The following is a 20562-nucleotide window of genomic DNA, read 5'->3' as shown; positions in this document are numbered from 1 at the left end:
CATAAGGTTAGTTTCGAATGGCTAACCGTACAGGCCGTATCAAATACCCTGAGCCCCTCCTATCGGGTAATGGAAGTCGAAACGGCCGCAGGGCGGCGGGCGTACAGCAGGGCTGGCATGTCGGACGCGAAGGTCGCTGCTGTCCTGGTGGTTTTGACTTTGGTCTTCATGGCCATAGGGACGGCCATGATTAGCGTGGCATCCAGCCAGCAGGGGACCATACGGACCCAACAGTCGCAGATACAGTCGCTCCAGAGCAAGGTGAGTTCGAGTACGGGTTCTCAGAGCGGCAACGGCACGAGCGGACCCTTCAAGCTTACCCTCCTGATAGCCGGGGCAGCGCAATGGAACTCGACGGCGACGGCGCCGAAGTACTGGGTGCTCACTCCTGACGGCCTGAAATCTTCTGCTAACATCACCCTTCCGGCCCACACCCTGATCCAGCTCACCATCGTTGACTACGACACGGCTTCGCCTCTGCCTTCGGAGTACGGCCAGGTCTCCGGCACCGTAGGGAACGTCGTCTATGTGGTGAACGGGACTGCGGCCCTCAGCAACTTCACCCAGGCGAGCGCGACGGCTGTAAGCTCGCTGAATCCACAGACCCAGATCGGCCACACTTTCACGATCCCGCAACTGGGAATCAACATACCGGTGGCGGCCAACTCGGTGGAGATGGCTGACTTCTACATCAACCAGACGGGGACCTTCGTCTGGCACTGCGAAGACCCCTGCGGCTACGGGCCGAGCGGCTGGCTCGGTCCGATGTCGGCCAACGGATGGATGGGCGGGTCCATAACGGTGAGCTGACGCCTGACGAAGGCGAACCTCGCCCTTGCCCGCTAAGTCTTACGAAGCCAAGGCTGAAACCTCAGGAGAGGCATACGGTCCGGGCGCGGCAAGCAGCGTCCGTCGCTGGATGACATTGGGACTCGGGGCGCTCTGGGTCGTCGACGGCCTCCTGCAGCTTCAGCCTCGGATGTTCAGTCTGTTCTTCGCCAACAATGTGAACAGCGTGCTGGGCAACGCACTCCAGTCGCTGCCTCCTCCGCTCTATCTCGCTTCGATGAGCTTCTTTCTACGGTATATCACCCCCCACGCGGCCCTCTGGAACGCCTCCGTTGCGGTCGTACAGCTCGCCCTGGGCGTCTCGCTTCTCAGAGGCGGCGAGAGGGTCAGACGGGCCGCCCTTGCGGTCTCGGTGGCGTGGGGGCTCACGGTCTGGGTTTTCGGCGAAGGGATGTCAGGGGTGTTCGCAGCGACAATGTCGGGAGGCGTATTCCCCGGGACCCCGAGCATCCTGAACGGGTTCCCAGGGGCAGCCCTGGTCTACGCCCTTGCGGCCCTCCTTCTCCTCCTACCGCGCGGGTTCTGGAACCTTTCCGGACGATTCTCTGTCGTCAGGGACGCTCCCGCTGTCCTCTTCCTTGTCCTGGCAGCGGTACAGGCTGCACCTCTGATGTGGACGACCTTCGGCCAGTCGTCTATATTCGCCGCGAACATAGCGGCGCTACCCAGCCAAGCGACGTACACCCTCGTCCCGATCATAAGGTTCGCAGCCGCTCATCCTGTGCTTTGCAACGCGGCTGAGGTGACCATCACACTTCTGGCTGGCGTGGGACTGCTGGTCCGCCGGTCCCGACTGGGGTACGCCTTCGCCCTGGCATGGCTCGGCTTCATCTGGTGGTTCGGACTCGGCCTCGGAGGGACGCTGACGGGGCTCGGCACCGACCCAAACACTCCCCCCGCCATAGCGCTGCTCATGGTACCGCTCATCTCCGCGTCGAGGGGGCGCGGACGGAAGGGAGTGACGTGACGTGACGCGCAGGTCCGGGACTCCCGTCGGCCAGCAGAGCCTCGAAAGGGAAGTGGGGAGACATCCCGGACGCGCCGGGGCCCGCACCCGCCGGGAAGAGTCCGAGTTCGGGGCCCACCCCAGGCGGGTCGAAGACGCGCAGCTGAAGCGCATCGCAAGCGGAATGAAGCGGTTCCTGCCGCAGAGTCAGCGCCTCAAGAAGGCAGGGGTCACTCGGGTCAGGGCGACCGGGAGCGGCGTTGAGGTCTCGGGCTTCCTCTTCACCTCCTGTGTCGTCGAGGGGAAGAAGTTCGTCGTCGACTTCACCGCCAGGACTGCGCCAGACGGGAGCGTCGTCTCAGCGACCATCAACGGCAAACCGGCCTACTCGCGCGCCTCCTGCACATAGGCGGCGGAAGCGCAGGACGCCGTGGTCCACTCAAGTCACACCCGCCCTCCCGGACTCCGGCACGTAAAGAACGGAAACACGAGGAGAGGCCTGAACACGGCAAACGCCCTTGGCGTCCACCCCCTTGTCGGGCTGGCGGCAGTCGCCGCGGCATAAGTGACGTCCACGCAGTCCTCGGCTGACCAGCTCAGCGCGCAGGAACTGCAGATCTCCTCGATGCAGTCGGAGATCACTCCTCCACGGTTCCGGCCGGGGCATCCCCTTCAGCCCGGGATACCTTAACATCGGAGACAACTACGCCCACACCTTCACGGTCCCCGGAGTCTACGTGTATCACTGCGAGCTCCACCCCTGGATGGTCGGGGTCGTGACCGTGCTGGCAGGCTAGCGCAGGGCTTCGGCCTGGATGAGCTCGGACAGCTTCTGGAAGTAAAGCCGCGTCGCCAGCGGCATGCCGTCGAGGTTTCTGTCGATGGCTTCCGTCACATATTTGATGGCCCGCCTCGACGTCTTGAACTCGAACTTCATCGGGAGGATGGGATCCTGGACCACGTCTATGGACTCTGTGAGGTGCATCGGAGCCTCGGCCCTGGCGTCGCTGGCTATCTTCTGATACCACCCCGCTAGGACGTTCGGATCGAGCCCTAGCTTCAGGTCTTCTATCTCCTGAAGGAGCTTGTTGAGGACCAGCATCTCTTCGTTGGCCAAAGAAGGTTCGCCGTGTAACGAGCCCGGCGTCAGTTTAAGGAAAAGTGTGTAGAGTTGTTGCTCTGGCGGTTAACTGCATCTCATCTGGAAGATCTCGGTCTTCTCATACTCGGCCTCCCACAGGTGCCTGCTGTTCCTCCCCCTGCGGACTGCCAGCAGCGTATATCCCTCCGGCGCTTCCTTGTAGGCGCGCCCGAGTATCGAAGCGGCAGGCTCGTTGTCCTCGTCGAAGCTCTGAACGATGTGCTGCCTGAACTTCTCCACCTCCTTCATGTAGTCGGCCAGGCAGACCGTCCTACCCTGGAGCTTCGCGGACGTGACGCGCTTCACCTCCTCCCCGCAGGACTCGCACTTCACCTTCGTCATCCCGTCGGAGATGCAGACCTTCCCCACCCCGACCACCATCGGGAAGGTCCCTGCCTGGGGTTCGGGGGCGCCGCAAAGGGCGCATTTGGCGAGGCCTCTCGAAGCTGGATGCTGCAAACATGACGAAAGGCAGCGCTAACCAATTTAAGGTTGCCCCGGGCGCGGAGGCAGGATGAGAGTCAGGTCGGTAGAAGCGTTCCCCGTCAGGGTCAAGACCGAAGAGAAGCTGAGAGGAGGGACGTTCAGCTACGCGTCGTATCAGGCGGTCCTGGTCAGGGCTGAAGTGGACGGGGTGCAGGGCTGGGGGGAAGCCATGACGAGGTTCGACCCTGGCGCCACGGCGCTGCTGGTGAGGTACCTCGGGAAGACGGTCGAAGGGAAGGATTGGGACGGCGAGGGGTCGGCTTGGGAGGCCGTCTGGCGGGAGCTCCGAGTCCGGGGGCATACCAGGGGGACGGACGTCGAGGCGCTCAGCGGGATAGACATCGCCCTCCATGACTGCCGGGGAAAGCTTGAGCGGAAGCCTCTAGGGCGCATCCTGTCAGGGGGGCCGGCGGAGGAGGTCCCAGCATTTGCCGGCTCACTGTTCGAGTCCAGAGGCCCTCTGGAAGCGCAGGTCGCACTGTCGAAGGGCAAAGAGCTCTCAGGAGCCAAGGTCAAAGTGGGGTTCGGGGTAGAAGAGGACAGCAGATTGCTGCATCGGGTCAGGGTCCTGTGGGAGGATGGGATGCTTGTCGCCGATGCCAACGGGGCCTACGACTCCTCGGCCGCCCTGAGGGCGTGCGACGCCTTCTCCGACCTGGACCTGGCCTGGTTCGAAGAGCCTGTCCTGTCCGACGACATCGGAGGATACCGGGCGCTGAGAGGGGCCAGGACGAGGATCGGGGCCGGGGAGAGCTGGTTCCCCGGGGACTTCCACGTCCCTCTCGCTGAGGGGCTGATCGGGGTGGTTGAGCCGAGCGTGAGCCGATGCGGGGGGGTGAAGGTCGAGGCAGAAGTCGCACGCGAAGCAGCCGCGCACGGGATATCGTTCTCCCCCATGACCGGGATGAACTCGGGCGTGTCCCTTGCCGCCTCGATTCACGTCGCCTCCGCCTTCCCTTCGGTCGGGGTCGAGCTCAACCCCTTCACCAATCCGCTCCAGACCGAGCTCGTCCGCGGAATCCCCGAACCGAGGGGAGGGAAAATGAAAGTCCCCTCGGGAGACGGCCTGGGGGTCGAAGTGGACGAGCGCTTCCTGAAGGAGCACGGGGCGTAGGCAGGTCAGAGGAGCGGGACTATGCCGTCGACGTTGTCTAGTGTGGCCAGAACCCTGTAGGGCCCGGGGTCCTGGTCGACCCCGCTCCTGACAAGTACGGAGTCGATTCCCGCGTTCGACGCGCCAGCTATGTCGGTGTCCACCTGGTCCCCGACCATGACCGCGTTTGCCTTCTCTGAATGGGCGCGGCCCAGCGCTATCTCGAACATCAGCGGAGAAGGCTTTCCGATGACGACGGCCCTCCTGCGGCTGGCATATTCTATGGCCTTCACAAGCGGTCCCGTCGCGACCGCCGGCCCCGCTTTGTACATGTAGAGACGTGACGCGTGGGTGGCCACGATCTTCGCCCCGTTCCTGGCGAGCCTCGCGGCGTGGTCGAGTTTCTCATACGTTATCTTCCTGTCGAGCCCCACCACCACGAAGTCGGCGGTTTCTCCTCTCACCCGAGTGTGGCCCCGCTTTGCCATCTCCTCTTCCAGTCCTCTCTCCCCCACCAGGAAGTAGGCCACCCTGCCGTACCTTTCCAGCAGGAAGTCGGCCATGAGGAGGGTGGTGGTGAGGACCTCCTCCCTGCGGACCGGGACTCCGGTGCCCACCAGGCGGGACCAGACCGTTTCGGCCGAGTCGGTCGAGTTGTTGGTGAGCACGAAGAGCTTCTTTCCCCGCCTCCTGAGTGCCTCCACGGCGGCGGTCCCTCCGATCTTCACCCTGGTCTCCTTCCCCTTGTAGAAGACCCCGTCCAGGTCGAACAGGAACAGGTCCTTCTTCGAGAGGACGCGCTTCAACCCTGGACCTTCACCTCCCCCCTCTCCGAGTCCACCCTGACCTTGGAACCGGCGACGATCTTCGAGTATGCGTCCCTCGCTATCCCCGATATGACGGGGATGCCTTTGCCGTATACCTCGCGCGCCATCACCGATCCTATCACCGCAGACAGGTCCACCCCCTCGGTGACTATGGCGGAGGGGGCGTTCCCTAGGCGCACAGTCTCGAGGAACCAGGCAGAGGCGGTCGTGGACCCCTTCCCGAACGGGTAGAACAGGACCCGCCCCTTGACGTTGGATCCCCTGACGTCGCTCCTCACGTCGGTCACGGTCCCGGTGGACGGGTCGACCCCGTGTGCGAACGTGAACGCCTTCAAGGAGAGCAGGGCGGGCCCCTCCGCCTTCCCGGGGATCAGCCCCCTTCCTCTGAAGCTCGCCTCGGTCACCCTGTCACCCGCTCGACTATATCCTTCTGCGGCGCGTACCTCATTCTGACCTCACCCTCTGAAGAGATGATCTCCGCGAGCTTGGCCGAGTTGGTCATTACCACCTCGAAGCCGAGCGCCTTCAGCGGCGAGATCTCCGCGTCCGTGCTGTGGGTGATGCGGGCCCCGGACGCTTCGATCACGCTGGCGATCCCGGTCCTCTCGGCCATGTCGTAGGCCTGTGATGAGGTGTACAGGTACATCTTCACCCCCGCCTTCACCCTCCTCCCTTCGAGCAGGTTGGCGAGGGCCCCGAGCTCGTTGGTTGAGAGGTGCGGCACGCCGAGGGCGACGAGGTCCGGGGGCTCTTCCGTCTGGTCGAGGTCCGCCCTCACTTCGTCCAGGTCCCCCCGCGTGACCTCCACCTCCTCGACCTTTTCACCCCCTGACGCGGCCGCGAGAGTAGGTGACCCCGGGGTGATCCCGGGATAGTGTATCATGGTTACAGGCCCGGCAGCCGCGGCCCCGGCCCCCAGGTGCTTGAGGTCGTCGGAGGTGACAGAGCGGGGGAGGCCCTCCAAGGCGGGGACCCTCGACCCGGAGCTCTTGCCCACGAAGTACCCCAGGGACCGGTAGTCTAGCTCCGAGAGCCAGTCAAACCCGACCCTGAACGTCACCTTCGCCCTGCGCCCCTCCTCCTCCAGCATGCCGAAGCTGGGGGTCACCCCCAGCACGGCGCAGGCGACGTCCATCCCGGCCGTGATCTTGTTGGACCTGCACCCCATGACCGAGTTGGCGAAAACGACGGCGCTGGACTCGGCCCAGGCGACGGCTTCCCCTTGCTTGGGGAAGTTGCAGACCTGATATGGGACGCAGCTCCAGCACCGCATCCCTCCCAGCCTGCCGTATGCGTCGCAGAGGCGGAACTGCTTCCGGGCGTACTCTTCCGGAATCCCGAAGCTCTTCCAGTTCTGAAGGTCGATGCTCGCCGGGTCTACCGAGGTGGGGACCGCGAACCTCCCTCCCGACTCTGCGAACCTTTCGAGGACGTCCACCCCGGCGTCATGCAGGCTGCTGTAGTGCGCGAGGACGTGGGCCGACTTTATCGGGACCAGGGAGCTCGCCCCGACGGCGTCCCCCACCTTGGTGACGATCTCCATGGCGAACTGCTTCGCTTCGCCCCCCTCTCCCCGGAGAAGCCTCTCCTGGTCCGAATCGAGGTGCAACTCTCCGTCGCGGCCCGGTATCAGTTAAAAAGGCGTCCTACCTTCTTCGACTGTTGAAGTTCCACTACTTCCTCCCCACAAAGCTGTCGTTCGGGTTCGGAGCCCTGGACGAGATCGGTGCCGAGGCGAAAGGACTCGGCGGGACGAGGGCGCTGTTGGTGACCGACAAGGTGATGGTCAAGACAGGGATAGCGGGCAAGGTTGAGGACGGCCTCAAAGGGGTCAGTTGCGATCTGTTCGACGAAGTGGAAGCCGAGCCGAGGATAGAGGTGGCCCAGGCGGTCGCGGACAGGGTCCGGGCGGCCGGATACGACATCGTGATTGGGGTCGGAGGGGGGAGCTCGATGGACATGGCGAAGGTCGCTTCGGGGCTCGCCACCAACCCAGGGCCAGCGAAGTCATTCGTAGGGAGCAACCTGTTCGCGAAGAGGCCCCTCCCTTCCATCATGGTCCCGACCACCGCAGGGACGGGCGCCGAGCTGACGGTGACTTCCATGGTGACCGTAGACGGGCACAAGCAGTGGATCAACAGCCCGCTCCTCCTCCCTTCCGCTGCGGTGGTAGACCCGGAGCTGACGATGTCCATGCCTCCCGGGGTGACTGCGGCGACCGGGATGGACGCCCTCTGCCACAACGTGGAAGCCTACCTCTCCTCCGCCGCCAGCCCCATAACGGACTCCGCGGCCCTGGAGGGGATCAGGCTGATCGTGGCGAACCTGGAGACGGCCTTCGACGCGGGAGGAGACAGGAAGGCGAGGGAGGCGATGAGCGCGGGCGCGCTGATGGGAGGGATCGCCCTCCAGGCCAGGATGGTCTACGGCCACTCGATAGGGTACACCATCGCTACGCGGTTCAGGTTGCCTCACGGGGTGTCGTGCGGCGTCCCCCTCCCGTACATGATCTCCAACTACGCGGTCGCCTGCGGCCCGAAGGTGGGCCGCCTGGCAGAGGCATTCGGGGTCGACCCCACGGGTGACCCCGCCGTGGTCGGGCTGGCCGTCGGAGAGAGGGCGAAAGGGATCGCGGCCCACATCAAGGTCCCGACCACCCTGAAAGAGGTCGGGGTCGCGGAGGGGGACCTGGCTTCCCTCGCCGAGGAGTGCGTGACGATGTACCCGAGGCCGAACAGCCCGCTGGTCTTCGACGCCAAGAGCATGGCCGGGCTCTACAGGAGGATGTGGGAAGGAGACCTCAGGTCCTGAACAGACAAGTCTTATACGGGCCGGCGGTCTGTCGGAGGGCAGAGAATCCATGAAGATGCTCATCCAAGGCCAGCTGGAGGACGCCCAAGGCGCCGACGTCATACGGGTCGCGAACCCTGCGACCGGGGAGGCGGTGGACACGGTCCCCAAGGGGACCAGGGAGGACGCCCGGAGGGCGATTGACGCCGCCGCCGACGCATTCAAGGTCTGGTCCGAGAAACCGAACATAGAGCGCTCCAGGGTCCTTCTGAAGACGGCCGAGCTGGTGAGGGCCAGCGTCGACGACCTGGGAGCCACCCTCACAATGGAGCAGGGGAAGCCGCTGGGAGAGGCCAAGGGCGAGATAGGCTCATTCGCGAACACCTGTGAATACTACGCAGGGCTGATAGGGCGCGAACGGGGGGCGCACAACCCGTTCTCAACCGGAGAGGGGTTCTTCATAGTCACGAAGAGGCCGTTGGGCGTCGTGGGGGCGATCCTCCCCTGGAACTTCCCCGTATCGCTGATGGGGTGGAAAGTGGCCCCCGGGCTCGCCGCGGGGAACACGTTCGTGGTCAAGCCGGCCAGCACCACTCCTATCACCGACGTCAAGGTCGGCAGCCTGATGGTGAAGGCGGGGTTGACCCCGGGGGCGGTCAATGTGGTCACCGGGCCCGGCGCGGTGGTCGGGGAGGAGCTCCTCGACAACCCCAAGGTAGCCAAGATCGCGTTCACGGGGGAGACCGGGACCGGGAAGAGGATTATGGAGGGGTCGGCGAAGTCGATCAAGCGGCTCACCCTCGAACTGGGAGGCTCCGACCCTATGATCGTCTGTGACGACGCGGACATCGAACTCGCCGTTGAGGGAGCGGCCTGGGGGAGATTCAGGAACTGCGGTCAGTCGTGCACCTCGGTCAAGAGGCTCTTCCTGTTCGAGTCCATAGCGGAGCGGTTCGTGGAAAAGTTCGCGGAAAAGGTCAGGACGATAAGGATCGGGAACGGGATGGAGAAGTCCACCCACATGGGCCCGGTCCACACCGCAGAACAGAGGGGGAGAGTGGAGTCGATGGTCGAGGATGCCGAGAACCGCGGCGCCAAGGAACTGGTGCAAGGTGGGAGGCCCGCAGGCAAGGAGCTTTCCCGCGGGAACTTCCTCTCTCCAGTGGTGCTTACAGGAGTAGACTACGACTCCCAGATCGCAAGGGAGGAGTGCTTCGGGCCCGCGCTCCCCATCTTCGTGGTGAAGGACCTCGACGAGGCGCTGGAGAGGGCTAACGACACCCTCTACGGCCTCGGGTCGTCGGTCTGGACGAAGGACGTAGAGAGGGCATACTACGCCGCCGAACGGATCCAGGCCGGCACCACCTGGGTCAACTCCCCACCCATAGCGAGGGCTGAAGTCCCCTTCGGAGGGTTCAAACAGAGCGGGTTCGGGAGGGAGCTCGGATTCGAGGGCCTGGACCATTACTACGAGACGAAGAGCATCCAGGTCCTGGAATACTCGAAAGGGAAGAAGTGGGCGTTCCCAATCAACTAGTGGCCTGTGACTGAGATGCATGGCGCCGTCGGACATGAACGCCGACGACATCCTGCGAAAGCGTCGCAAGGCTGAGACAGTTACGAGCCGACAATAAGCAGGGCGACTCCCCGTCCGTCAGTTACACCCGCCAGGCTGCCGGCTGCAGGTGACGGGAGCCCTCGTCCGCCCAGTCGCGCCGCGTGCCCACCGGGGTTGGCCCCCACGCGTGGGCCCGATTTCTGTTAACAATCCTTTTAGCGGATTCCATGGCTCGATCCTGACGAAGTGTATTCCCGCCTCGCCACGGGTATGCTCATTCCGCTTCTTCTGATCATGAGTCTTCTGCTTGGCCTTGTTTTTGGCGGGGCAGGGCTCGGCAGTACGCCTGGAGGGACCGGGGGGCAGGTTTCGTCCGCTGCGCCGAATCCTCCCACCGTCACCTCTCCTTACCTCTTGGCCATCGCGGAGAGTACAGAATTCTCCTCGGGGAACGCCACCCCGACCGCGGGAAGCAGCAGCCAGTTCACGACCGTCCCTCTCGCGGGGCTTGGGCTGAGCCTGACCGAGGTCGGTGTTGGCAACAAGTTCAACCGGGGCAGGCCTACGAGCTTTCGGGTGGTCACCAACTCGTCGGGCGAAGTGTTCGCGTCCGTGTCCGAAGGGAACTTCACTGTGACCGCTTTAGGAACCGGATTCAATTTCACGAAGACCGTGGAGTTCCAGGCGGACGTCACCACCGTCCTCAGGCTGGATATAACTCCGGTCGAGAGCGGAGCCAGCCCTGTGGTAGTCATCAACCAGGACACTGTTTCGACCCTAGAGCCGAGCTCGGTCATATACGCAAAGTTCGCTGAGAACTTCACATTCCCTGTCAACTCCACCATCCAGCTGTCAGGATGGACGTCGACAGTATCTGGGGAGACGGGAGCCGGCCTGTTGTACCTGCGGTCCACGCAGAGGGTAGAGGTGCTCTGTACCGTGATAGGGGAGTATGAAGGCGCAGGCGGGACCTGGGTCGCGATGCAACCTTCGGCGCCTTACCAGCCGATTCCCGCGCTAGGAGTGGTGTTCACCAGCTATCAGGCGAACTCGACGGTGAGCTATCTTGCCGATTAGTCTCCTAGAAGGATCGCTGCTGGGAATCGATGTTGCCCTCTTTGCGCTGGCCGGAACAGGGTACCTCCTCTTGAGAAGTCTAGGACCCGGGGTGGTTCCTGACGCGCGGGCTGCCTTTGAGCTGTTGGACCGGTCCATCAAAAGGTACGCCCCGGAACTCCCCCAGGGATACACGTGGACGGAGGCATTCGAACACCTCAGGGAGAAAGGAGTGAAAAGCGACTGGAGAAAGATGGACGAGAAACTCTCTGAATATGAGGCATTCAGATACGGGAGCAACGCCGCCCTCCCCCGCGACGGGACCGATGTGGCGGGCCTGGCGATGAAGCTGAGGAGAAACCCAATTGACAGGAGAGCTAAAGGAGAAGATACTCGAGCAGGTTAGGAAGGTGGTCATCGGGAGGGAAAGGGAGACCGAACTCCTCCTGGTGTCGTTCCTGGCGAGAGGGCACGTACTCCTGGAAGGAGTTCCAGGCGTGTCGAAGACCATACTCGCGAAAGCCTTCGCCAAGTGCCTGGGGGTCGAGTTCAAACGAATCCAGTTCACCCCGGATATGCTCCCCATGGACATGTTGGGGGGCTTCATATTCGACATGAAGCAGAGGGATTTCGAGTTTAGGAAGGGTCCCGTGTTTACCAACCTCCTCCTCGCCGACGAAATCAACAGGGCGCCCCCCAAGGTCCAGAGTGCTCTCCTCGAGTCGATGCAGGAGGCCCAGGTTACGGTGGAAGGGCACACGGAGCCCCTGCCTGACCCGTTCATGGTTATTGCCACGCAGAACCCGCAGGAGTTCCAGGGCGTGTACCCGCTTCCGGAGAATCAGCTCGACCGATTCATGATGAGGATTGAGATGGGATACCCTAACCTCACCACCGAGTCGGCCATCATCAAGAGGAACCTCAGTGACATGGGGACGCAGGCGGTCGAGCAAATCCTCCGGGCCGACGAGCTCGCGAAAACATTCCGGGATGTCGCCGACGTCACAGTCTCAGACGAGATAGCGGAATACATCTCTGTGTTGGGTCTGGAGAGCAGGAATGAGAGCAGGCTGAGCCTCGGCGCCAGCCCCAGGGCCCTGGTCCAGCTCGCCCACTGTTCGAGAGCGGTCGCATTCCTGGCAGGCAGAGGCTACGTGACACCTGAAGACATCAAGGAGGTCGCCCTGTACGTCCTAGGACACAGGGTAAAGCTCGACCAGTCAGCGGTGCTGGTCGGAAAGGTCGATGACCCAGCTGAGGTGGTCCGGGACATCCTCACAAAAGTGAAGCCGCCACGATAACCCTCACCAAACATGGGAGGGACCTGCTCAAGGCGGCGGTCATTGTTCCGCTCGCTAGTGCGTTAGCTGGATTCGGATGGGGGCTCGCCCTGGGATTCGCGTTCGCCCTTCTGGCCTTTGCTTCTCTGCTTTCGCTCGCTGCCTACCCGAAGGAGGGGCTCGACCTCTCTGTGGAGTCTGCCAGGGTCAGGGCCTTCAAAGGGGAGGAGATCATGGTTCCGCTCAGGGTGAAGACGGGATCAGTTTCTGCCAGGATGGATCTCGTCACAGTTCCCGACGGGCTGGAAGCCGAGATAAAGGGCGAGGGGAAGGAGAGATCGCTCGTCGCCAGGTCGAGATATGCGGGGGTCTACACCGGGCTCAAGGCAAGGGTGGAGATAGCCGACCCTCTGGAGATCCTCGCTCGAAGCGAAGTCAAGGAAGTCGGGATAGTGTGCGAGTTCCTCCCGACATCGCTCCTGGGGACAGGGGAACCGATCAGGGTCTCGGCCACGAGGCTGGGAGACCTCCCTGCCGGTCGAGGAGGTTCCGGACAAGAGTTCTATGCAGCTGAGGTATACACAACTTCCAGGAGCGCCAAAGACATAATGTGGAAGCGCCACGCTAGGACGCCCGACGAGTTACTACTTGTCAGGACAGGGGAGGCCAACATCCCTGAGAGGATGAACCTCTGGTTCTACGAGGAGGAGGAAGGCGAAGAGAAGAAGCGGACCCCCGCGCGCATGGACCTAGCTTCCGAGGCCATTGCGAGAGTGGGGCTTCCGGTAGTCTCCACCGGCACCAAGCTCAGGGTGCGCCACATACACAGAGGCAGAGCGACGTTGACCGAAGCCAAAGACCGGGAAGGTCTCGCCGACCTTGTCGCCAAACTTTGGGAGGACGAGGCCGCAGCCGGGGTGGCCGCCGAGTCACCCTCCCAGGCCGACATGGTCATCACATCAGAGGAGGCGGCCCACTCTCCTGAAGTGATGGGGCTGGTCATGAACAGGCCCTCCGTCCTCCTAGTGTGGGGCGAGGGGAGGGGGATGAAAGGGTCGAGCGTCGTTTTCTTCTCAGGTCATGAAGACCTTTCGAGCCTAGTAGGGATGGTCCTGAGCAAATGACCACATTGAGGTCTGCATTATCATTCTCCGCGGCGGGAGGACTCCTGCTCATCGACGCAAACTTCATGGTGGCTTTTGCTTTCGGCGGGCCGATTTATTCCGCGACCCCGTTTGAAATCGTTCTCTTCGGTGTACAACTTGTCAAGACGGTGGCGTTCCTCGCAGCGAAGCCTCTCCGGGGGGCGGGTCCGGCCCTTCTGGTAGACATCTACGGGGCGGACCTGTTCCTCCTCCCTCTCCTTCTGGCCGCCTCCCCGCTGACAGGACTTCCCTTCGCCTTCGCCGCGATGGACCAGGTGTTCCGCGGATGGACGGCCGGGGTGGCGTTCTCCGGGCTCCCCTACGCCGCTTACAGGATCGGAAGGGGGATGCTCCGGTCAGATACCCTCACGGCAGTGATCCCGTCAGGAATCATTGCGTCGGAGATCAGCATTCTGATGACTAACGCAAGCCTCTCCGCTGCGGCGTCCGGGACCGGCCTTTCTGGGTTGGTCGACTCTTTCCTCAAGGGGAGCGGCACTGAACCGCCGACGGGCCCCGCGGCACTCGTGGGGATGGCCGTGGTATACATCTCGCTCCTGACCTATGCCGTACTTGGCCTCGACACCCGATCAGCCATAGGAAGGAACAGGGGCCTGTTGGCCGGACTTTTGGCCACAGGGGGCGCGCTCGCGTTGGCCTTCGGCACGTCCGGCCTCTCGCTCCCCCCGGCGCTGCTGTTCATGCCTCCCACTTTGGTCATGGCTGCTGCTACTTGGTGGTTGACCCGTGGGCATTAGAAGGGGACTTGTGCTATGCGGCGCCCTGGCCCTGCTAGTCTTCCCCACCATCGCCTTCGCTCAGGGCTCCAATGCGTCCCAGGTCCCTGACATCGGGCTCGGGTTCGGGCCGCTTAGCGTCGTCCCTGTAAGCGTCGGGACTCCAATCTACACGGCGGGGGACAGCCTGTGGGTCCAATCCTATCTCACTTCCGTTGGCATCTACGTCAGCCTGGAAGCACCCAGCGGGGTCACGACCCCACCAAGGTACCTCGGGCCGGGTTCGCTCGACTTGCTATACGTATTCCGCACGGCAGACCCGTCCGGGAATTGGACCCTCCTTGTAACGGGCCCTGGCTTTGTCTCCACCACCGTGCAGGTAGCGCTCGCGCCGCATCCTCCGGCCCTGGTACCCCAGTTCGTCGGGTCGAACTTGACACAGAACCTGCTCCAGCTGAGCTACGCCATTCCCCCGACAGACTCCTACTCGATGCAGGGGTGCACGATGGGATACATCGGAGGGTCGGTGGCGACGGTCCAGCTCCCGAGTGGAATCGGGGGGCAGATGAGGGTCGCGCTGAACGGGACCTCAACCTCGGTCTTTCTGCCTCAGGTTCAGAGCGCGTTCAGCGGCTGGTTCGAGCTGTATACCCCGAGGAGCTATCTCGAAGGCGGGGTCGTGGTCTCCCAGGAGGACCTCGCAGCCCAGTCCGGGACGTTCAGCGTAGATTCCGCCTCCGCCCCCCAGCGGATCGGGGCCAATCTTTCGGGAGATCTCTTCCTCAGGGGGGGTCGCTATGACCTGCGGACTTACATCAACGGCCCACAGGGACTGACGGTCTTCGAAACCCCCTTTCTCAGGCTGAGTGGGGGCGGGTGGGTCTCCCTTGCCGGGTGTTCCCAGCTTTCTGGCATCACCTCCCTAGCTTTCACCATGAAGACAAACCTGGACAACGCCAACGCCACCTGGCCCAGGCAGATCTACCTGATGTATGCGAGTGGCGGTGTGGACGGATACACCGTCTCGAACGTAACGGCAAGCGAGGCAAGGATCGACGTCAGGAGCTCCTCACAGGTTGCCAAAGTGCCCGGCATCACGGTGTCCGTGACAGGGAAGGGGGTGGGTTCCTGGGACTTCTACAACAGTGAGGTATACATCATAGGGACGAGTTATCCCTTCACCGCATCTTTGGATCTGAGCTTTGGCGGGGTAACCCAGAAGCGGTACAACGTAGAAGTCGACGGCCCGTTCACCACTCAGGTTCTCTCGGTCCCGGTCGGATTCTTGGATGTGCAGGCGACGTCAGGCGGAGGGCCCGCAGCTAACGCGACAATATTGGTCGCCCCTACAGGCGGAGCGGGGGTTTCGCAGTTACGGGAGACCCAAGGGGGCATCACCCTCACGCTCCCTCCAGGCGAGTACAACGTCACCGCGGTGTACGAGGGGAGAGCGGCATCCACTACGATAGAGGTCAGCGCAGGGGAAACTGCGAAAGCGGAACTCGACCTGACTCCGCCGAGCCCCGCCAACCTCTTCGTCGTCCTGATGGTGATCCTAGCCGTGGGTGTGGGGGTCAACTTCTTCGTTTGGCGCGATTATCTAGGACGGAAGGAGATCTTGGGGAAGAACTCGAGCCCGACTGCGGGTACTAAAGTCGGTGGGTTTAAATCAGCTCGGAGGGCCTGAAATCCGGATGGCCGGGGATTCCGAAGCGGTCTCTCTTATAGCCGGCGTGCCCTTCTTTCAGGACCTCGACGAGAAGACGCGCAGAGCGGTAGTCCGGGAAGGAAAGGAGACGTCGTACGCCTCCGGGGACGTCATCCTCGGGGAGAAGGGGATAGGGGTGGGCTTCTACCTGGTCCTGGACGGGAGGGTGGAGGTGCGGAAGTCGGGGAAGGTCTTGGCGACCCTGAACAAAGGGCAGTTCTTCGGAGAGATGTCCGTCATAGACGGCCAGCCGAGGTCGGCCGACGTGGTGGCCGTCTCCCAGACGAGGTGCTGGATCCTCCCCAGCTGGAGCTTCGCGGGGCTGATCAAAGCGCACCCGGAGGTCGCGATTCCCATGCTGAAGGAGCTCGTCAAGCGGCTGAGGGCGGCCCAGAGCTCCCCTGCGTCCTGACCTGCATCTGTCTCCGGTGGGATGCGTACTGAAGATCGGGCTCAGCACTTGGAGCCTCCTGAGGCTGGACGTCTGCTCCGCGGTCAAGGCGATAGGAGACGCGGGGTTCGAGTTCGTAGAGCTTTGGGGGGAGGTGCCGCACGCCTTCCCCGGGTGGGCGGACAAGAGGCGGCTGAAGGACGCCCTCTCCACATACGACATGATGGTTACCGCGCATGCGCCCTTCACCGACCTGAACCTGGCGTCGCCGTTCCAACCGGTAAAGGGGGCGGTGGAGAGGGCGCTGGAGAATTACGTCGAGTTCAGCGCGTACCTCGGCGCCTCCGTGGTCACCGTCCACCCCGGGAGCGTCCACAACGAGAAACTCGTTCCCGATTCGGCGGCGAGCTCCGCGTCCGCGCTGCGTAAGATGGTCAGGGCAGCCAGGGGGAGGCTTACGGTCAGCATCGAGAACCAGGCGCGGGGGTCCCCGCCGTACGAGTTCCCGCTGGCGAGCACCCGGGAGTCTCTGGAGCTCCTCCTTGCCGAGACCCCCGGGACGAGATGCACCCTCGACGTCGGCCACGCCTATGTGAGCGGCCTGAGCCCGCTGAAGATGGCCGAAAGGGTCGGACGGAAGCTGTCTGAGGTGCACCTCAGCGACAACGACGGGAGGGCGGACGACCATCTCATCCCAGGAGAAGGGACGGCGCCCCTGACCCCCCTCCTAGAGATGCTCTCAGACAAGGACGTCCTGGTCTGCCTTGAGCTGAACCCTCACAGGTACTCGGACGCGAAGGTGCTCGCGGCTGCCGGTTCTCTGCGGGCCACGGTGGGCCTTGGAGCTCGAAGCAGGAAGAAGGGAATACCCGCCCCTCGGTAACCTTTACATAGACTTCCCGGTCGCGGGTGAAAGAAAATGCCCCAGTTCGCCAGGATCAAGCTCACCAGCACCAACCTTCCGGAGCTGGAGAAGGTGGCCAGCGACATCAGGGAGATAGCCGATAAGACCGGGGTGAAGGTGAGGGGCCCGCAGCCGCTCCCTACGAAGAAGCTCAAGATCACCACCCGCAAGGCGCCCACCGGAGAGGGGAGTCACACATTCGACCACTGGCAGCTGAGGGTCCACAGGAGGATACTCGACGTCCAGCCTGACGACAGGACAATGAGACAGATCACGAAGCTCAGGATACCGGAAGACGTGAAGGTCGAGCTTATCCTGACGTCCTAGCTCTGGGATTTCACCCAGTCGATCGTCCGCATCAGCCCCTGCTCCAAGGTGAGCTCCGGAGTGTACCCGAGGAGGCTCTGCGCCTTCATTATGGTCGGGTAGCTGACCTGGGGGTCCTTCTCGAGCTCGCTCCTGGGCGGCAGGAGCTTGAGCTCTGATTTCGAGCCTGTGAGGCGCTTCACGGTCTCGGCCAGCTCCCTGATCGTGACCGGACCAGTCCCCCCGAAGTTGAACGCCTGCCCCACCGCCTTGTCGTTGGTCAGTATGGAGAGAGCGAGCTTCGCGTAGTTGACCGCGTGGGACGGCGATGTGGTGTCCCTCCCGCCGTTGTAGAGTGTGAGGGGCTCGTCCCTGAGGCACGCCCTGATGAACCGGATGGTCGCCCTGGTGGGCTGGTCGTGCTCTCCGAACAACAGCCAGCTCCTCGTGATGGAGACGGGGAGATTCACGGACTTGTGGAACGCCATGGCCATGTTCTCGCTCACCACCTTGGAGTAGTCGTAGGGGACGCGGGGGTCGAAAGGAGACTCTTCGGAGACAGGGTTGGACTTCGGCGCCCCGAAGACGTTGGCCGACGACGCGACGATGACCCGCCCCACCCCCTTCTTCTTCGCGAGCTCGAGGACGTTGAGGGTCCCGAAGCAGTTGACCTCGAAGCAGAGCCTCGGGTCTTCTATGGTCTTCTTGATCTCCGTTATCGCAGCGAGGTGGATTATGGCGTCGAACTCCTGGGAGTTGAGGGTCCCGAAGACGAAGTCCCTGTCGAGCAGGTCGCCGGAGAGCTCCCACCCCGCGAGATCTGTAAGGACCGTGCCCACCCCTTTCTCAGCGAAGTACCCCGCGAGGTTCCGCCCCACCATCCCGGAAGCGCCGGTTATCAGGACCTTCATTCAAGGCCCAGCCGTCCCCCGATTCTATTTAAGCGGGGCTCCGATGTTTGGCGCCGGAGCGCTCCTCATTGGGAGTCGGTGACTCTCGCTTTCGCAGACAGGGTCCTTACGAGGTCCGGGTCCACCACCCCGTACCCCATCTCCTCCGTTCCGTCTGCCAGCGTCATAGGGAGCCTCGAGACATAGTAGGGGACCTCGAAGCCGTCCGCCTCGCCTTCCCCAGCTTCGAACAGCTTGGACCAGGCCCCGCCGGAAAGGCCGTAGCAGAAGACCGCGGTCACTCTGCGCTCTCCGAAGCCTCCGCCCCTCCCGCCGGCGGCGAGGGAGCCCTCGCCGATCTTCAGTATGAACAGCCTGTTGTCCCCCGAGGAGGGCCTCAGGTCCACGTCCCTTGCAGAGATCACGACCGCCCTCGAGGCGCCGGCGATGTGGGAGCCGATCTCTTCCAGCGGGTCCATCCGTTGCGGGGCCGCATGGGGCCTTGTAATAAGATGTCGAGGGTCAGCCGGTGGGCCTGGCGAACTTGCGGTACTCGCGGAGCAGCATGACAGCGTCGGGGGTGATGAGCGCCCCGTCCATCTCCGACTGCAGCTCGCGCGGGGTGAACTCCTTCACCGAGTCGAGCTCCACTGGGTCGATGCGTACCTCTGCTCCCGAAGCCCCGGCGAACAGGGCCACCCACTCGTGCTCAGTCCGGGACCCTTCCACTATGGGAGGGAGGAGATACTTCTTCAGGAAAGCCAGCTCGGCGGTGATCCCCAGCTCTTCCATGAGCTCGCGGTTCGCAGCCGCTTCGTAGGTCTCTCCCTTCCTTACGTGTCCCGTGCACGAAAGGGTCCACATGCCCGGCTGCCAGTTGTCCCTGGTGCTTCTCCTCTGCAAGAGGATCTTTCCTCCGGGCCTCTCGACCACCACGGCGACAGCCCTGTGGATGAGCCCCCTCTCCACGCACTCGCCGACAGTTGAGGAGCCGACTATCGAATCGTTTTCGTCGACGCGGTCGACCGGCTCTGAGCCACCCAAGGCTGCCTACCTGCCGACGCAGAGGAGCAGGGCTTCCGCCTCCTCCCTGGTCGATATGACCTGGACCTGCAGGTCCACAGCCTTGCGCCTCACCGAGTGGAACAGGTCGGAGTCGACGTTGGAGTTCGCGTTGAAGGAGAGGACGAAGGAGACCTTCCCTGCGGAGATGAGCCCCTGTACCTCAGCGAGCCTGGGGCCGAGGGACGCTTCGTCCAGCTGCATTATCTCGATTCCCTGCTCTTTGAAGCGCTCGACCAAGGGGGCGGGGCCGGCCCCGTCCTGCCACCGCTCGAGGAGCAGGAGCCCCACGTCTCCCTTCTTCAGCATCTTGTGTCCAGTGGCGAGGAAGGCCTGAGCCAGCGCCTCCGGGAAGGTGTCCCCGAAGCATGCGACCTCCCCGGTCGAGCGCATCTCGACCCCAAGCTTGGGGTCCGCGCCGTCCATCTGGAGGAAGGAGAACATTGGGGCCTTGACCGCGAACCGCTTGGGTTCCTCAACGTCGGTCTTCCTCTTGAGCGACCCCCCCTCCATGACGGGAGCCACCACGTCGATGAGGTTCACCCCGGTCGCCTTGCAGACGTATGGGAGGGACCTCGACGCCCTCAGGTTGCACTCGATGACATAGACCGACGCCCCTCTCACGAGGAACTGAATGTTGAGCGGCCCCTTCGCCTTCAGCTCCCTCGCTATCCCCTTCGTATAGACCCTGATCTTCTCCTTGGCCGCCTTCGTGATGGAGACGGTCGGGATGGACATTATCGCGTCCCCGGAGTGTATCCCCGCGTCCTGCACATGCTCTATGATCGCTCCTATGACCGTGTCCTTGCCGTCGGAGACCGCGTCCACCTCCACCTCGCGGGCCCCCTCAACGAACCCGCTCACCACGACAGGGAAGTCAGGGTTGACCATGGCGGCCCTGGTGATGTAGGTCTCCAGCTCGGAAGGGTCCCAGATGACCCTCATGGCCGACCCGCTCAGCACGTGGGACGGCCTCACCACGACGGGGTACCCCACCCTGGAGCAGAACGTGGCGGCTTCGGCGGGGGAGCGGAACGACCCCCAGGCAGGCTGGGGGATGCCGAGGCGGTCGAGGAGGGCGCTGAACTTCGTCCTGTCTTCGGCGGTCTCGATGGACTGAGACGACGTCCCTAGGATGGTGACCCCTCTCTTCTCCAGGGACTCCGCGACGTCGTTGGGGGTCTGCCCCCCGACGCAGAGGACCATCCCCTCAGGCTTCTCTCTGTCATAGATGGCGAGCAGCCGCTCCACCGTCAGCTCCTCGAAGTAGAGCCTGTCGCTCATGTCGAAGTCCGTCGACACCGTCTCCGGATTGCAGTTGACCACGACCACCTCGTACCCCAGCCCTTTCAGGGCCCAGGCCATGTTCATGGTCCCCCAGTCGAACTCTACG

23 protein-coding genes are annotated in these 20562 nt (G+C 63.2%); 15 read left to right on the top strand and 8 right to left on the bottom strand.

All coding sequences use genetic code 11. The features are described 5' to 3' along the window. Positions 1 to 69 precede the first annotated feature (69 nt). The 3 genes from JRN21_02820 to JRN21_02810 are packed head-to-tail and all read left to right on the top strand — an operon-like array spanning position 70 to position 2204. Positions 70 to 810 (top strand): hypothetical protein, encoded by a 741-nt coding sequence (locus JRN21_02820; GenBank protein ID MDG6988238.1) that lies wholly within the window; start codon positions 70 to 72, stop codon positions 808 to 810. Positions 811 to 835: 25 nt separating this feature from the next. Then, positions 836 to 1816 (top strand): hypothetical protein, encoded by a 981-nt coding sequence (locus JRN21_02815; protein ID MDG6988237.1) that lies wholly within the window; start codon positions 836 to 838, stop codon positions 1814 to 1816. A gap of 1 nt (position 1817) precedes the next feature. Beyond that, complete coding sequence (locus JRN21_02810; GenBank protein ID MDG6988236.1) at positions 1818 to 2204, top strand: hypothetical protein; 387 nt, start codon at positions 1818 to 1820, stop codon at positions 2202 to 2204. A gap of 384 nt (positions 2205 to 2588) precedes the next feature. On the opposite strand, the gene JRN21_02805 is transcribed toward JRN21_02810, so the two are convergent. Both JRN21_02805 and JRN21_02800 read right to left on the bottom strand, forming a co-directional pair. After that, complete coding sequence (locus JRN21_02805) at positions 2589 to 2912, bottom strand: hypothetical protein (GenBank protein ID MDG6988235.1); 324 nt, start codon at positions 2910 to 2912, stop codon at positions 2589 to 2591. A 69-nt stretch (positions 2913 to 2981) separates the two neighbouring features. Further along, positions 2982 to 3395, bottom strand: a complete 414-nt coding sequence (locus JRN21_02800; GenBank protein MDG6988234.1) for a hypothetical protein — start codon at positions 3393 to 3395, stop codon at positions 2982 to 2984. Positions 3396 to 3450: 55 nt separating this feature from the next. Here JRN21_02800 and JRN21_02795 point away from each other — a divergent pair, with 55 nt between their 5' ends. Then, on the top strand, positions 3451 to 4536 hold the full coding sequence (locus JRN21_02795; protein MDG6988233.1) for a hypothetical protein: 1086 nt from the start codon (positions 3451 to 3453) through the stop codon (positions 4534 to 4536). 5 nt (positions 4537 to 4541) lie between these two features. Here the strand turns inward: JRN21_02795 and JRN21_02790 are convergent, their stop codons facing one another. From JRN21_02790 to JRN21_02780, 3 genes are read right to left on the bottom strand one after another with little or no spacing between them, the layout of a single operon-like run. After that, positions 4542 to 5321 (bottom strand): HAD-IIA family hydrolase, encoded by a 780-nt coding sequence (locus tag JRN21_02790; protein ID MDG6988232.1) that lies wholly within the window; start codon positions 5319 to 5321, stop codon positions 4542 to 4544. Further along, positions 5318 to 5746: a DUF126 domain-containing protein gene (locus tag JRN21_02785; protein MDG6988231.1), complete on the bottom strand. Its 429-nt coding sequence runs from the start codon at positions 5744 to 5746 to the stop codon at positions 5318 to 5320. The genes JRN21_02790 and JRN21_02785 overlap by 4 nt, the downstream gene beginning before the upstream one ends. Next, entirely contained in the window at positions 5743 to 6951 is a 1209-nt protein-coding gene (locus tag JRN21_02780) for an aconitase X catalytic domain-containing protein (GenBank protein MDG6988230.1), read from the bottom strand. Before JRN21_02780 ends, JRN21_02785 begins: the two co-directional genes overlap by 4 nt. Positions 6952 to 7004: 53 nt before the next feature. Between JRN21_02780 and JRN21_02775 the strand changes: the two genes are divergently transcribed. From JRN21_02775 to JRN21_02725, 11 genes are all read left to right on the top strand, one after another. Beyond that, positions 7005 to 8153, top strand: a complete 1149-nt coding sequence (locus tag JRN21_02775; GenBank protein MDG6988229.1) for an iron-containing alcohol dehydrogenase — start codon at positions 7005 to 7007, stop codon at positions 8151 to 8153. 55 nt (positions 8154 to 8208) lie between these two features. Further along, positions 8209 to 9669, top strand: coding sequence for an aldehyde dehydrogenase (locus JRN21_02770; GenBank protein MDG6988228.1), 1461 nt, complete (start codon positions 8209 to 8211; stop codon positions 9667 to 9669). A 267-nt stretch (positions 9670 to 9936) separates the two neighbouring features. Continuing rightward, on the top strand, positions 9937 to 10767 hold the full coding sequence (locus JRN21_02765; protein ID MDG6988227.1) for a hypothetical protein: 831 nt from the start codon (positions 9937 to 9939) through the stop codon (positions 10765 to 10767). After that, positions 10757 to 11152 (top strand): hypothetical protein, encoded by a 396-nt coding sequence (locus tag JRN21_02760; GenBank protein ID MDG6988226.1) that lies wholly within the window; start codon positions 10757 to 10759, stop codon positions 11150 to 11152. The genes JRN21_02765 and JRN21_02760 overlap by 11 nt, the downstream gene beginning before the upstream one ends. After that, on the top strand, positions 11112 to 12047 hold the full coding sequence (locus JRN21_02755; protein MDG6988225.1) for a MoxR family ATPase: 936 nt from the start codon (positions 11112 to 11114) through the stop codon (positions 12045 to 12047). The genes JRN21_02760 and JRN21_02755 overlap by 41 nt, the downstream gene beginning before the upstream one ends. A 170-nt stretch (positions 12048 to 12217) precedes the next feature. Beyond that, a complete protein-coding gene (locus JRN21_02750; protein MDG6988224.1) occupies positions 12218 to 13150 on the top strand; it encodes a hypothetical protein in 933 nt (310 codons plus the stop codon). After that, complete coding sequence (locus tag JRN21_02745) at positions 13147 to 13929, top strand: hypothetical protein (GenBank protein ID MDG6988223.1); 783 nt, start codon at positions 13147 to 13149, stop codon at positions 13927 to 13929. The genes JRN21_02750 and JRN21_02745 overlap by 4 nt, the downstream gene beginning before the upstream one ends. Next, complete coding sequence (locus JRN21_02740; GenBank protein ID MDG6988222.1) at positions 13919 to 15595, top strand: hypothetical protein; 1677 nt, start codon at positions 13919 to 13921, stop codon at positions 15593 to 15595. Before JRN21_02745 ends, JRN21_02740 begins: the two co-directional genes overlap by 11 nt. Positions 15596 to 15602: 7 nt before the next feature. Further along, positions 15603 to 16028, top strand: coding sequence for a cyclic nucleotide-binding domain-containing protein (locus tag JRN21_02735; GenBank protein ID MDG6988221.1), 426 nt, complete (start codon positions 15603 to 15605; stop codon positions 16026 to 16028). A 16-nt stretch (positions 16029 to 16044) separates the two neighbouring features. Further along, complete coding sequence (locus JRN21_02730) at positions 16045 to 16890, top strand: sugar phosphate isomerase/epimerase (protein ID MDG6988220.1); 846 nt, start codon at positions 16045 to 16047, stop codon at positions 16888 to 16890. Positions 16891 to 16926: 36 nt separating this feature from the next. Beyond that, entirely contained in the window at positions 16927 to 17238 is a 312-nt protein-coding gene (locus tag JRN21_02725) for a 30S ribosomal protein S10 (protein ID MDG6988219.1), read from the top strand. Here the strand turns inward: JRN21_02725 and JRN21_02720 are convergent. From JRN21_02720 to JRN21_02710, 3 genes are all read right to left on the bottom strand, one after another. Further along, positions 17235 to 18128: a GDP-mannose 4,6-dehydratase gene (locus tag JRN21_02720; protein ID MDG6988218.1), complete on the bottom strand. Its 894-nt coding sequence runs from the start codon at positions 18126 to 18128 to the stop codon at positions 17235 to 17237. The two genes, JRN21_02725 and JRN21_02720, sit on opposite strands and share 4 nt — an antisense overlap. A 65-nt stretch (positions 18129 to 18193) precedes the next feature. Continuing rightward, positions 18194 to 18586 carry a hypothetical protein gene (locus JRN21_02715; GenBank protein MDG6988217.1) on the bottom strand — a complete coding sequence of 131 codons (393 nt, stop codon included), beginning with the start codon at positions 18584 to 18586 and terminating at the stop codon, positions 18194 to 18196. A 43-nt stretch (positions 18587 to 18629) separates the two neighbouring features. After that, entirely contained in the window at positions 18630 to 19151 is a 522-nt protein-coding gene (locus tag JRN21_02710) for an NUDIX domain-containing protein (GenBank protein MDG6988216.1), read from the bottom strand. Between the last annotated feature and the right edge of the window lie 1411 nt (positions 19152 to 20562).

The sequence above is a fragment of the Nitrososphaerota archaeon genome (assembly GCA_029785825.1).
GTDB lineage: Archaea > Thermoproteota > Nitrososphaeria > Nitrososphaerales > Gagatemarchaeaceae > UBA183.
The sequence above is the reverse complement of the archived record's forward strand: the minus strand, read 5'-3'. Positions and strand labels throughout refer to the sequence as shown.